This window comes from Amorphus orientalis (genome assembly GCF_030814015.1).
Lineage (GTDB): Bacteria > Pseudomonadota > Alphaproteobacteria > Rhizobiales > Amorphaceae > Amorphus > Amorphus orientalis.
The window spans coordinates 794,330-807,654 of sequence record NZ_JAUSUL010000001.1 but is presented as its reverse complement, the minus strand read 5'-3'; the positions used below and the strand labels follow the sequence as shown (position 1 = coordinate 807,654).

The 13,325-nt window shown below is 66.9% G+C and carries 10 protein-coding genes; 7 read left to right on the top strand and 3 right to left on the bottom strand.

Annotated features, from left to right (window positions below; genetic code table 11):
• Window positions 1-38: 38 nt before the first annotated feature.
• Window positions 39-710 carry a DUF3540 domain-containing protein gene (locus J2S73_RS03605; protein ID WP_306884049.1) on the top strand — a complete coding sequence of 224 codons (672 nt, stop codon included), beginning with the start codon at window positions 39-41 and terminating at the stop codon, window positions 708-710.
• 205 nt (window positions 711-915) lie between these two features.
• On the top strand, window positions 916-2,793 hold the full coding sequence (locus J2S73_RS03600) for a tetratricopeptide repeat protein (RefSeq protein WP_306884048.1): 1,878 nt from the start codon (window positions 916-918) through the stop codon (window positions 2,791-2,793).
• Between the two features lie 73 nt (window positions 2,794-2,866).
• Here the strand turns inward: J2S73_RS03600 and J2S73_RS03595 are convergent, their stop codons facing one another.
• Both J2S73_RS03595 and J2S73_RS03590 read right to left on the bottom strand, forming a co-directional pair.
• On the bottom strand, window positions 2,867-3,229 hold the full coding sequence (locus tag J2S73_RS03595) for a hypothetical protein (protein ID WP_306884047.1): 363 nt from the start codon (window positions 3,227-3,229) through the stop codon (window positions 2,867-2,869).
• Between the two features lie 185 nt (window positions 3,230-3,414).
• Window positions 3,415-4,953, bottom strand: coding sequence for a type VI secretion system Vgr family protein (locus J2S73_RS03590; protein WP_306884939.1), 1,539 nt, complete (start codon window positions 4,951-4,953; stop codon window positions 3,415-3,417).
• Window positions 4,954-5,243: 290 nt separating this feature from the next.
• On the opposite strand from J2S73_RS03590, the gene J2S73_RS03585 reads away from it, so the two are divergent.
• The 3 genes from J2S73_RS03585 (at window position 5,244) to arfB (ending at window position 9,334) form a co-directional block, all read left to right on the top strand.
• Window positions 5,244-5,789: an Hcp family type VI secretion system effector gene (locus tag J2S73_RS03585; RefSeq protein ID WP_306884046.1), complete on the top strand. Its 546-nt coding sequence runs from the start codon at window positions 5,244-5,246 to the stop codon at window positions 5,787-5,789.
• A 112-nt stretch (window positions 5,790-5,901) separates the two neighbouring features.
• Entirely contained in the window at window positions 5,902-8,817 is a 2,916-nt protein-coding gene (gene tssH, locus J2S73_RS03580) for a type VI secretion system ATPase TssH (RefSeq protein WP_306884045.1), read from the top strand.
• Between the two features lie 97 nt (window positions 8,818-8,914).
• Entirely contained in the window at window positions 8,915-9,334 is a 420-nt protein-coding gene (gene arfB / locus J2S73_RS03575; protein ID WP_306884044.1) for an alternative ribosome rescue aminoacyl-tRNA hydrolase ArfB, read from the top strand.
• A gap of 720 nt (window positions 9,335-10,054) precedes the next feature.
• Here arfB and J2S73_RS03570 read toward each other — a convergent pair.
• On the bottom strand, window positions 10,055-11,689 hold the full coding sequence (locus tag J2S73_RS03570) for an alkaline phosphatase family protein (RefSeq protein ID WP_306884043.1): 1,635 nt from the start codon (window positions 11,687-11,689) through the stop codon (window positions 10,055-10,057).
• 110 nt (window positions 11,690-11,799) lie between these two features.
• On the opposite strand from J2S73_RS03570, the gene J2S73_RS03565 reads away from it, so the two are divergent.
• The gene (locus J2S73_RS03565; protein ID WP_306884042.1) at window positions 11,800-12,324 is read left to right on the top strand and encodes a MarR family winged helix-turn-helix transcriptional regulator; all 525 of its coding nucleotides are present in this window, start codon (window positions 11,800-11,802) and stop codon (window positions 12,322-12,324) included.
• A 42-nt stretch (window positions 12,325-12,366) separates the two neighbouring features.
• Window positions 12,367-13,311 (top strand): Bug family tripartite tricarboxylate transporter substrate binding protein, encoded by a 945-nt coding sequence (locus tag J2S73_RS03560; protein ID WP_306884041.1) that lies wholly within the window; start codon window positions 12,367-12,369, stop codon window positions 13,309-13,311.
• Window positions 13,312-13,325 lie beyond the last annotated feature (14 nt).

Sequence of the window (13,325 nt, the reverse complement as noted above, 5' to 3'; positions counted from 1 at the left end):
TGCCATAAGGTCCCCGTCCGCAGTCGGAGAATGGCCCCATGCAAGTCAAGAGCGGCACCACCCTCATCGCCGAAGTGACCGAAGCCACGATCGGCGAGCCCGCGGCGCGCAGCCAGTCGGAGTTCGCCACCGGCCAGGTCGGCGAGGTCGCCGACCGGCGCTTCCGTCTCGAGACGGAGCACGGCCCGGTTCTGGCGCGCCGCGCCGTCAGCTGCCTCGTCGAGCCGCAGACCGGCGACCGCGTGCTCTACGTGGTCGAGGAGGAAGGGCGCGGCACGATCCTCCACATCCTCTCCCGCCCGGATCCCGAGCGTCAGGCGGTCACCCTGTCGAACCCGGACGGTCCGCTGCGCCTGCGCGGCTCGGAGGTGTCCGTGGAAACCGAAGGCAGCTACGCCGTCAGCGCCGGCGGGATTTCGCTCACCGCGCCGAAGGCCGAACTCACCGCCAAGACCCTGACCATGGTCGGCGAAGGGCTTCAGCAGGTCTATGGCCGCATTCAGACCAACACCCGCTCGCTGGAAACCATGTCGGAACGCATCGTCACCAAGGCGCTCGACCGGGTGGAAATCGTCGACAACACCGACAACCAGATGATCGGAACGCTGTCGGTGAAGGTCTCCGGCGTCATGACCCAGGCCTCCTATTCGACGGTGCTCGTCGCCACGGAGGATCTGCGGATGGACGGCAAGCGCGTGACGGTCGGCTGACCGGAAGCCCGACCGCGGGGGTCGCCGATGGCTGCGTCGCTCCGGCGCGCCGCCGGCCCGGCCTGACGGGTCCCATGCGAACCAGTCCCGGTCCGGCGGCCCGGCCCCGGCCGGATATTTCACACGCCAGAAGCCATTTCCGCATCCCCCGGGGGATCGCGGCCACCGCGGCCTCGCCCCGGCCGGAGGCGGAAGGACAGGACCGATGCTGACGACCGACGAACGCCTGAAGGCGGCGACCGATCACGTGGAGCGCCACCGCCTCGACGAAGCCGAAGCGCTGTTCCGGGACGTCCTCACGACCGAGCCCCAGAACACTGCCGCCGTGTCCGGTCTCGGCGGGGTGCTGCTGCGCCGGGGAGCCGTCGACGAGGCGTTCGAGGTCATCGGCCGGGCCACCTCCCTCGACCCCGGCAACCCGGTCAACTACGAGAACCTGGCCGTCGTCTACCGGTTGCGCGATGAGAGCGACTACGCCCTGACCTGTCTGGAGGCAGCCGTCACGGCGGCGCCCGACCGGGTCGAGGCGCGCATCGGCCTTGCGGAAATGCTGATTTCCACCGGCAGGCTCGACGACGCCGTGGAGCATATCGAGACCGCCTACCAGGTCCATCCGGACCGGCCGGAGGTGCTGGTCGCGCTCGGTGGCGCGCACATGATGCGGGGCGATCTGGCGAAGGCGATCGCCAGCTACCGCAAGGCGCTCGAGGTGAAACCCGACACCGCGGAAGCCCATGCCAACCTGTCGACGATCTACGCCGGATCCGGCCGTCCGAAGGATGCGCTGGATCATGCCGAGCGCGCGCACGCGCTGGAACCGCTGAATCCCGCCTTCGCCTCCCTTCTGGCCGGGGCGCTGGAGGCGACGGGACACACGGAGCGCGGCATCGGCCTCATTGAACGGATGCTGGTCCTCCACCCGCGCCTGCCCGATCTGCACGGCCGCCTCGCCTCGCTCCGGCTCGCCGCCGGCCAGACCGACGACGCGCTGGCGGGAATCGTCAAGCAGCTGCGCGACAACCGCGACGACCCGGTGCTCCTGGAAACCATGAGCCAGCTCCTCCACCGGGCCGGACGGCGGGAGCAGGCGCTGACGGCGGCCCGCGAGTGTCTGCGCCGCGCCCCGCAGTCGCTGCTCGCCCGGACGGTGGAGCGCCACAGCCTCATCGGGCTTGGCCGGTCGGACGAGATCTGGCCGGCTCTGTCCTCGGAGGAACCCCTGCAGGGCCCCGCCCGGCTCCGCGTCCGCCTGGACGACACGATCGGCGTTCTGGAAACCGTGCCCCTTCTGCGGGCCATACCCCTTGCCCAGAGCCGGGGCCACGAGATCACCATCGCCGCCCCCGAATGGCTGGCGGCGCTCGCCGGGCGGGTCCGGCACGGCGCGCCCGCGCCCGCGCCGCAGGACGGAACCGGGTCCAACCCGGCTGCGGAACCGGGCTCTGATGAACCGGAGGACCTGCCCCTGCTCGCATTGCCGGCCCGGGCCGGTATTTCAGAGGCGGAGATGATCGCGGCGCCCCAATGTCTGGTCGCCGCCGAGAGCACCGCGGCGATGTGGGCCCAGGCGGTCTCCGAGATGCCGGCGCCGCGCATCGGCTTCGCCTGGTCGGCGTTCCCGCCCGGCCTGGATCTGACGGCGTTCCGGCACGTGTTCGACTGTCTTTCGGCCACGCCCGTCTCGCTGGTCTGGGACCAGTACCGGTCCCAGTTGGCCACCATGCCCGAGGCGATCGACGGCGGGCTGCACATCCAGGGCCTCGACGGCGCGGTCGCCGCCGTCTCCGCCCTCGATGCCGTGATCGGCGGAGACGGGCTTCCGGTGCACATCGCCGGCGCGCTCGGCATTCCCGGCGTGGCGATCGTCCCGGGCGGCCAGTTCTGGTACTGGCGCAAGGCCGAAGGGGGGGATCGGGCGGTCTGGTATCCGTCGATCCGGCTGGTGGAGTTCTCTCCGGGTCAGAAACGGGCGGAGGTGATCGCCATGGCCCGCGCCACGCTCGAAGACGTCATCGCCGAGGCAGCGGCAACCGGGGCCTCACCGGATCGAGATCCGGTCCGGATGGAAGAATCCAAGCAATAGACAATGGGGCCACCCTCGATAGCTTGCACACGTCCGTTTCGGTCAGACCGAAACGGTCCGAACGGGACGTGCCCTATCGGCGGACTTCGGCTTCGGTCGTGAACTGGACATCGAGTTCCAGGAACGCCTTGGTCTCCGTGTCGACGAGCGCATGTCCGGTGAACCGGCGGGCCACCTCCCTGCGGGCGGCGTGTCCGGCCAGGTCGAACCGCAGCACCGGCCGTCCGTACCACTCGTCCCCCTGGGAATACTGGGCGACCGCCACAATGACGACCGGCGTTCCGTCGGGCAGCACGCTGCGCTCTTCGCCGAGCTGCAGCGGCTCCAGGGACTGGGTCCCGAAATGGGCCGGAAGCCGCATCCGGACCGCGTCCAGCACCGCTGCGGTGAACGCATCGGTTTCCTCCCCCGGCGGATGCCAGATGCTCTGCACCATTCCCAACGCCCTCTCATCCTCGTGTCCGCCGACGCCGGCCCGGCGCCCGGTCAGACCGTCTCGTTCGTCACCGGCGGGCCGGGACGAAACCGCGCCCGGATGATGCCATCCGGACGCGGCGTTTTTCTAAAGCCTTTCCCGGCGACGGGGAAACCGCTTCCCCGGTCCGAGCGATCCGCCGGATCTTACCCGTCGATGAGCTCGATGGTGATGCCCGACCGGGTGCGGATACGGTTCGTCTTGTTCTTGTTGAGCGCCTTGTCGATCCCGTCCAGCACGGTCTTGTTGTCGGAGTTGGCGACCGTGCCGACGATCACCGGCAGGTCCGGATCGCCCTCGATGCACGCCAGGATCACCTCGGTCCCCTTGTAGAGCGGGAACTGGAAGCCGGTGTCCTGGCCGCCGCCATAGGGCAGCGCATGGCGGACGTTCGCGCTCGCCTTGCCCGACGGCAGCCGGCTCTCCGTGCTCTCCTCCTCGACCAGGCGGATCTTGTAGGTCCCGTTGTCGTCGAGCTTGGCCTCCTGTCCGCCGGCGTCGTTGTCCACCAGCGCCCGGATCAGGCCGGCGACCTTCGGCTTCTCGGCCCGGCGCTTCGGGCGGAAGGTCCAGGTGGCGTCGCTCGGCAGCGCGATGCAGACGATCTCGTTCTTGAACGGATGCCCGTCCTCCACCCAGACGCTGTCGAGTCCCTTGGAATAGCGGACATGGCACCCGGCGACGAGATAGCGCTGGTTGAGACCGTTCAGCTTGGTCTCGTCGGTGTCCATGGTGAACAGATAGCCCGGCCGCAGCCGCGTGGAGTTGGTCTCGCACTCGAAGACCCGCTGCCAGGCGATCTTCTCCTCCGCCCGGATCTTGGCGTAGCGATCGCCGTCCGAGGTCGAGGTGTAGTGCTCGTAGTAGGACACCATCGCGCCGCTGCCGTTGCTGTCGACGGCATGATTGCGCAGATACTGCCCGCGCCGGCTGGCTTCGTTCGGGTTGTAGTCGCGCACGTACATCTTCTTGGGCGCGATCTCCGCGCGCATGTGAACCGTGCGGACGTGTTCTTCGACCGGGGCAGCATTGACCAGGTGCTGCGGGATGTAGGGCACCTTGCCGCCGATCTTCTTGAAGATGTGGTTCTTGTCGCCGAACTGGACCGTCTCCTTCGACTTGTCGTTGGAGACGAAATAGAAGATGCCCTCGTTCTCGATGATGCGCGACAGGAAGTGCAGATCGGTCTCGCGGTACTGAACGATGAAGCTTCGTTCGGTCTGGTCGACGTCCCCCGGCATGTCGCAGTCGATCTCGCGGTCGTCGGAGAAATCGCCCTGGGTGGACGTCCCCTCCTTGTAGCTGCTCGGCGACAGGATCGACTTGGCCAGGTCGGGAAGTTTTATTTTGGAGGTCGTGCCGAAGACCTGCGTCTGTCCGGACAGGGAAAGCTTGTAGAGACGCGGGCGGATCTCCAGCTCGGTCACGAACTTGCGGTCCAGCGAAAGACCCAGGATGCGGTGGCCGTGAATGTAGCCGTGCACATAGGCGGGCTCGTTCTGCTCGAGCAGACCGGCCACTTCGTAGTCGAACGTCACCTGCTTGCCGGTCAACGTCTTAGTCGTCGTGTCGGTCGTCGTCAGAAACCGCACAATGTACACGTAAGGCTCGGAGATTTCTTCCCAGCCTTCGAAAGAGACCATATCGAGATCCTGAAGCTCCTGCCCCTTTATCTCGAGATTCATGCTCACGACACCGGTTTCCATCGCCACCTCCACCTTTGTCGACTGGTTAATTAGACTGACCTTAAAGATCCGGAATCTGGACTACCGCCCCACAGCGTCGCGAACATATGCGGAACTTCCGTGAATGCCTGCGCCTTGCTGCCATCCTTATGTAATCTACCGCGCGACCAAGATAGCCACATTGCAGAAATTTTAGGAATTGAAGGCATTGTCGGCACATTGTCATGGGGGTTGGCTTATACTAACTACCAATCACCCGCTGGCGATAGTGGTCGAATGGAGCAAAGAAAATGAAATACCGTTACTTCATGACTATGAAGGGTTCGAAGTCTGGGGAAGTCAGCCAGAAGGCAAACACCGCGGACAGCGACGGCACCCTGGCCGTTTCCAACTACGAGAAGAAGGTGACGCTCGCCTGGTTCAACGAGGGCGGCGAGACCCAGCGCAGCACGACCGGTCAGGCGACCGGTTCCAAGGTCTACTTCCCGGTGGAAGTTGCGTGCCAGGGCGGCACGGCGCTGGAAGCTTCGGTCCGCACGATGTTCGACAACGGCGAGACCCTCGACGAAGTGGTGATCGAGCGGTACCGCCAGAAGAGCGACGGCACCAACGAGAACCACTTCAAGCACACCTACAAGAAGGGCATCATCACCGGCTTCAAGTCGATGTGCGGTGAAGAGCCCAGCGAGCTGGTGAAGTCCAAGTCGGGCTCGGGCGACGCGGTCCGCGACCTCGACGAGATCCTGGTGATCAACTTCTCCTTCGAGACCGCCGACCACGAAGCCATGGCCGCTTCGGTTCAGGCCAGCGTCTCCCGGAACACCGCCAGCAGCTAAGCGCTGGCGAGAGGCCAGAAATGGCCCTATCAACGAACTGCCGCCCGTGCCACCGGATGGTGCGGGCGGCAAAGTCGTGTAAAATCCGGTTCCTGCTCGGGGGAGGACCAGTATGCAGCCCGATCTCAAGGCGCTCTTTGCGCGTCTGAACCCGTACACCAAGCGCAGCCTGGAGACCGCTTCCGGACTGTGCGTGTCCAGCAGCCACTACGAAGTCACCATCGACCATCTGCTGTTGGTCATGATCGACGACGAGAACCGCGACCTGCAGGCCATGCTGCGCGCGTTCGACATCGACCCGGCCAATCTCCGGCGCGCCCTTCAGCGCACCGTCGAGGGCCTGCGCAGCGGCAATTCCGGCCGCCCCGTCTTCTCTCCTCTCCTCATCGAATGGCTCACCGACGGCTGGATCATCTCCTCCGTCGAGCTCAATCTCGGCGAGATCCGCTCCGGCGCGCTCCTGATCGCGCTGCTCCAGACCCCCGGCCGCTATGGCGGCGCGGACTGGTATTCGCTGATCGAACAGATTTCCGCCCGTGAGGCCAAGCGCCGGTTCGGCGAACTGACCCAGGCTTCCGAGGAACAGGCCGGCGCCTTCGCCACCCAGCCCGGCGAGGCCGGCAAGGCGGACGGCAGCACCGGTGCGGCGCCCGCCGCCGGCATCACCGAAGACAGCGCGCTCGGCCGCTTCACCATCAACTTCACCGAGCAGGCGCGCTCGGGCCGGATCGATCCGGTGTTCTGCCGCGATCTCGAGATCCAGCAGATGATCGACATCCTCGGCCGGCGCCGGAAGAACAATCCGATCTGCGTCGGCGAGCCCGGCGTCGGCAAGACCGCCGTCGTCGAAGGTCTCGCGCTGAAGATCGCCCAGGGCGACGTGCCCGCCTTCCTGCAGGGCGTCGAGCTGGTCGGCCTCGACCTCGGCATGCTTCAGGCCGGCGCGGGCGTGAAGGGCGAGTTCGAGAACCGACTGAAGGGCATCATCGACGAGGTGAAGGCCTCCACCAAGCCGATCGTGCTGTTCATCGACGAAGCCCACATGATGATCGGCGCGGGTGGATCGGCCGGCGGCAGCGACGCGGCCAACCTGCTCAAGCCGGCGCTCGCGCGTGGCGAGCTGAAGACGATCGCCGCCACCACCTGGAGCGAATACAAGAAGTATTTCGAGAAGGACGCCGCGCTCGCCCGCCGCTTCCAGCTGGTCAAGCTCGACGAACCAACCCCGGACCAGGCCGTCACCATCATCCGCGGCCTGCGCGGCCTCTACGAGAAGAGCCACGGCGTCTACATCCGCGACGATGCAGTGGTGGCCGCGGCCAAGCTCTCCGCGCGCTATCTTTCCGGCCGCCAGCTGCCCGACAAGGCCGTCGACGTGCTCGACACCGCGTCCGCCCGGGTGAAGCTCTCGATCTCCTCCAAGCCGGCGCGCCTCGACGGCACCGAGCGTCGGATCGAGGAGCTCGACCGCGCGCTTTCCGCCGTCCGCCGCGACGAGGCGTCCTATATCGGCACCGAGTCCGACCTGATCCCGGAGCTCGAGGCCGAGATCGAAAAGCTGAAGGCCGAGGCCGTCAGCCTGGGCGCGCGCTGGGAGACCGAGCGCGGCCTGATCGAGGAAATCCTGGCCCTCCGCCAGAAGCTCGGCATCGGCGGATCGGTCGAGGAGGCGGAAGCGGAGATCAAGCAGCAGGAAAAGACGGCCGACGGTGCCGTCGAGCCTGCTGCCGCGCCAGACGGCACCTCCGAAATGGATGCCGACGAGAAGCGCGAGGCGATTGACGCCCTGAAGCAGAAGGTCGCCGAACTGGCCAAGGTCCAGGGCCACGACCCGCTGCTCACCTACGAAGTCTCGCCGGACGCCGTCGGGCAGGTGATCTCCGACTGGACCGGCATCCCGGTCGGGCGGATGGTGCGCGACGAGTCCGCTGCGGTGCTGGCGCTGTCGAACCGGCTCAAGGAGCGCGTCATCGGCCAGGATCAGGCGATCCTGGCGATCGACGAGGGGGTGCGGGCGGCCAAGGCCGGCCTCAACAGCCCGACCCAGCCGATGGGCGTGTTCCTCTTCGTCGGCCCGTCCGGCGTCGGCAAGACTGAACTCGCCACCGCCGTGGCCGAGACGCTGTTCGGTGGCGACCGCTTCCTGACCTCCATCAACATGTCGGAGTTCCAGGAAAAGCACACGCTGTCCAAGCTGGTCGGCTCGCCTCCCGGCTATGTCGGCTACGGCGAAGGCGGCATTCTCACCGAGGCTGTGCGCCAGCGCCCCTACTCCGTCGTTCTCCTCGACGAGGTCGAGAAGGCCGATCTGGAGGTGATGAACTTGTTCTATCAGGTGTTCGACAAGGGCACCCTGTCGGACGGCGAAGGCCGCGTCATCGACTTCAAGAACACCATCGTGATCCTGACGTCGAACCTCGCGACCGACACCCTCACCCAGATGGGGCTCGCCGACGAAAAGCCGTCGGTCGACCAGTTGGTCGAGGCGATCCGGCCGGAACTGTCGCGCCACTTCAAGCCGGCGCTGCTCGCCCGCATGCAGATCGTGCCGTTCTATCCGCTGGTGGGTTCGCCGCTGGCCGGCATCGTCCGGCTCAAGCTGAACAAGCTGGTGCGTCAGCTGCGCGAGAGCCAGAAGATCGACCTCACCTACTCCGACGCTGTGGTGAACCTGATCGCGGCGCGCTGCACCGAGGTCGAGACCGGTGCCCGCAACATCGACCACATTGTCAACCGGACGCTGCGCCCGGCGATCGCGACCGAGATCCTGAACCGGATGACCGACGAGGACGACATCGACCACATGCAGGTCGACGTGGGCGAGGACTCCGAGTTCGTGATCACGTTCGGCGCTCCCCCGGAGGCCCATGTCGGGAACGGTTCGGCCGGATCGGACGACGGTCCGGTCGACGAGGGGCCGAGCGACGCGGGGCCGAGCAATGAGGTGATCGGGGCCGACTTCTCTTTCCCGACATCCGACGGCCCGCTGACCGATCCCTCGGAGACCACCGGGCGGCTCCCGGAGTAGCGGGTTCGGCCCCGCCGGTTAAGACCGAACCGAACCGGCCCGCGGTCAACGGCTGCGGGCTTGCCGTTCCGGGCGCATCCCGCTATCGCCTGCGCCCATGATCGCGATCACCGACCGCCTCTCCATCGACCCGTCCGAGCTCGAGGAGACGTTCATCCGCTCGGCCGGCCCGGGCGGACAGAACGTCAACAAGGTCTCCAGCGCGGTCCAGCTCCGCTTCGACATCCGCCATTCGCCATCGCTTCCCGACTATGTCCGCCGCAAGGCCGAACGGCTGGCCGGAAGCCGGCTCACCAAGGACGGCGTCATCGTCATCCAGGCGGCGCGCTTCCGCACCCAGGAGCAGAATCGGGCCGACGCCCGGGAGCGGCTGGTCGAGCTTCTGCGCGAAGCCAGCGAGCGTCAGGCCTACCGGGTCAAGACGAAGCCGTCGAAGGCCGCCAAGCGGCGCCGGGTGGACGCCAAGACCAAGCGCGGCGCGGTGAAGAAGCTGCGCTCGGGCAAGATCAGCGACTAGCAACGCCAGGAAAAGTGCGCAGCGGTTTTCCGCCCGGGCGTTGCTAAGAAAAAGCCAATCCCAGGAAAAGTGGGAACCGGTTTCGGCTTTCTCCCTCGCGCCGAGTGCGCTCCGCGCACCGGCTCCGGGTGGGCGGCCTCCGGCCGGCGCGCAGTCGCGCGCTGACAAGCAACGCCAGGAACAGTGCGCAGCGGTTTTAGGTCTTTCCGCTCACGCGAGTTCGCTTTGCTCACCGCTGCGCGGGCGCGGCCTCCGGCAGGCGCGCAGTCGCGCGCTGGCGGGAGGAATCCCGGGCCTCATTATCCGCTCATTCCCGCGAAAGCGGGAATCCAGGGTTGCAGACCGCAGCCTCTGAGCGGATCGCTCTGGACCCCGGCTTCCGCCGGGGTGAGCGGATGTCGAGATGCCCGTCGCTTCGCTCTCCGGCCGCTGTTTCCGGAGCTACCGATGTGATCGCGCGCTGATCCAGCAACGCCAGGAACAGTGGCCCGGTATTCCGTCCGGGATCTGCGGAAAGGGTTTGCAGGGGGCGTAGGAGCAGCCGCGGCGCCGGCCCCAATCTCCCGCTCATTCCGGCGAAAGCCGGAATCCAGGGCTGCAGACCGCAGCCTCTGAGCAGGATGCCCTGGACCCCGGCTCTCGCCGGTGAAAGCGGATGTCGCGTTGCCCGCCGCTTCGCTCTCCGCTGCGCGGGCACGGCGGTTATCCCGCCCGCCCCCATCAGAGCGGGGCGCCGGGCTTCTGGTCGCGACGCGCCTCTTCCACCTCGTCCTCGTCCCAGTAGCCGATCAGGATGCCGCCCCTCAGTTCGCCCCCGGCCTTCGCCGCAATCTGCTCGTCGGTGATGGTGATCCGGTTATGGACCCGCCGGCTCCACGCAAACAGCGCGTCCTTCAGGCGCGCCCGCTCGTCCTCATGGGCCGGATCGGCGCCCAGATCGGTGAACTCCTGCGGATCGCTCTCAAGGTCAAAGAGCATCGGCCTCAGGCCTTCCGCATAGACATATTTCCACCGCCCGTCGCAGATCATGAACATGCGCGACCGCGCCACCGGCCGCTCCAGGTCGGTGCGGGCCCGGCGCATGGCGTAGTCGCATTCGCTGATCACATATCCGCGCCACTCCGAGACCGTGTCGCCCCGCAGGTGCGGCATCAGCGATGCACCCTCCAGCACGTTCGGCTTCGTCTTACCGGCAAAATACTCCAGGAAGGTCGGCGCCAGATCGATGGCCTCCACCAGCGCGTCGGACACGCTGCCCCGGGTGGCGTCGGCCTTCGGATCCGGGTCGGCGATGATCAGCGGGATCTTCACGGAGGGCGTGTGAAACAGCTCCTTCTCGCCGAGCCAGTGGTCGCCGAGATAGTCGCCATGATCTGACGTGAACACGATCAGCGTGGTCTCCAGCAGCCCCTCCGCCTCCAGGAAATCCATCAGCCGGCCGAGATGATCGTCGATCTGGGAGATCAGGCCCATGTAGGCCGGGATCACGCGCTCGCGGACCTCGTCGCGGGAGAAGGCGCGGCTGAAGCGCTCGGTCATGTAGGACGCGTAGACCGGGTGCGGGTCCCGGCGCTCCTCTTCCGAGCGGACCGGCGGCAGCACGTCATCGGGCCCGTACATGTCGTGATAGGGCGCCGGCACGATGTAGGGCCAGTGCGGCTTGATATAGGACAGATGCAGGCACCAGGGCCGCGCGTCCGCCTTGGCCTCCCGGATGAAGTCCATCGCCCGGTCGGTCATGTAGGCGGTTTCGGAATGGGGCTCGTCCACCCGCGCCGGCTTGTCGGCGTGGGAGAGCAGCCATCCCGAGAGGATCCTGCCATCCTCGTCCTCGGCGGAGTTGGCCCACTGCTCCCAGGGATTCTCGCCGTCGAAGCCGTGCTCGCGCAGATAGTCGTCATAGCGGGGGTCGGGGTCGTAGGGCCCGTCGGGATGCAGCCCGTCGTCGCGCTCGTAAGGCTCGAACCCGCATTCGGCGATGCGCACGCCGATCTCCGTCTCCGGATCGATGCCCAGCCGCATCATGCCGTCCAGATCGGCCTTCATGTGCGTCTTGCCGACCAGCACGCTGCGAACCCCTTCCGCCCGCAGATGATCGCCGAGCGTCGGCTCGCCCGCCGGCAGCGGGATCGCGTTCCAGGTGGCGCCGTGGGAATGCACGTAGCGGCCGGTATAGAAGCTCATCCGCGACGGCCCGCAGATCGGCGACTGGACGTAGGCGTTGGTGAACCGCACGCCGCGCGCCGCGAGCCGGTCGATGTTCGGCGTCTTCAGCGACGGATGGCCGGCGCAGCCCAGATAGTCGAACCGCAACTGGTCGCACATGATCCACAACACGTTCCGCCGATCCGTCATCTCGCCTCCTGCTCGCCTCACGCGCCGTGGCCGACATTTGTTGACATCGGCAACGAACGCGGCAAGCATACTACACAACAAGAAGAGGTCGAATACCGGGAGGACGGCCAGTGCCGGCCAGGCAGACACGCGAGGTCGTGGAGGAGGGTCCCCACCCTGCGGTGGACGACATCCGCGATCTGGTGACGTTCCGCATCGCGATGCTGGCGGCAACCAGCGACCGGGTCGGCCAGGCCTGGATGAAGGCGCGGTTCGGTCTGAGCATCCTCCTGTGGCGGGTGCTGGGCATCGTCGCGGCGCTGGAGCCGGTGCGGTTCGGCGAGGTGGGCCACGCACTCAATCTCGACAAGGGACAGCTGAGCCGGCTGGTGAAATCGCTGATCGAACGCGGTCTGATCGAGGCCACGGCGTCGGAGGCGGACCAGCGCGTAACGATCCTGCGGCTCACCGCCCACGGACGGACGGTTCACGGCGAGGTCCTGGAGATCGCCAAGGCGCGCAACAACGCTGTCCTGTCCGCGCTCGACGGGGCGGAAGTCGAGACGCTGCTGCGCCTTCTGGACAAGCTTCAGCCGTTCCTGGAGCTCAGGGCCGACGCGGAGGAACGCAACACCGGGGCCGGCGAAAGGCCGTGAAGCCCCGGTAGGACGTCAACGAGGGTAGGGAGGACTTTGTTCATGAAAGCCGGGAAGATCCTGAGTGCGCTCGCCGCACTTGCGCTGACCACGACGGGCGCCATGGCCGAGTGGCCGGACAAGCCAATCCAGATCATGATCCCGTGGCCGGCGCCGAACGATCCGTCGACGCTGGTCGCCAACGCCATCGCGCCGAAGATGTCGGATGCGCTGGGCGTGCCGGTGAAGGTGGTCAACAAGCCGGGCGGCGGCGCGGTGCTGGCGACCGCCGAACTCGCCCGCTCCCGGCCCGACGGCTACACCATCGGCCTGATCTCCATCGGCCCGATGATCACCCAGGTGCTGCGCGGCAAGACGCCCTACAAGAACCAGGACCTGGAGCCGCTCGGCCTGGTCTGGTCGAGCCCGTTCACCCTCGCCGCCCGCGCCGACGCGCCCTATGACAACCTTCAGGAGCTGGCCGAGTACGCCAAGGACAACGAGGTCCGGCTGGCCCACTGGGGTCTCGGCGCGGTGCCCACCCTGATCGCCATGAAGGCCGCCGACGTGGGCGGCTTCGAGTGGAAGGAGACCGCCTACGGCAAGCTCAATCCGCTGCTGGTGGTCCAGGGCGACGCCGACGTCATCACCTTCTCCACCCCCGGCCTCACCGACTATGTGGAGGCCGGCAAGATGAAGCTTCTGGCTGCGATGCTGCCGGACCGGGTGCCCGCCTACCCGGATGTTCCCACGGTCGAGGAACAGGGCTTCGGCGACGCCTATTCGATCTGGTTCGGCGCCTTCGTGCCGAAGGGGACCGAGCCTGCGATCGTCGACAAGCTGTCGACCGCCTTCTTCCAGGCCATGGAGGATCCGGAGGTCGCCGAGGTCATCGAAAACGTCGGCGTCGTGCCGAACCGGACCGGACCAGCCGATGCCCGGGCGCGGATGGATCGCGAGCTCGACGAGTTCGGCGCCATCATGAAGGACCTGGGCATCATCCAGTAACGCTGAAGGCACGC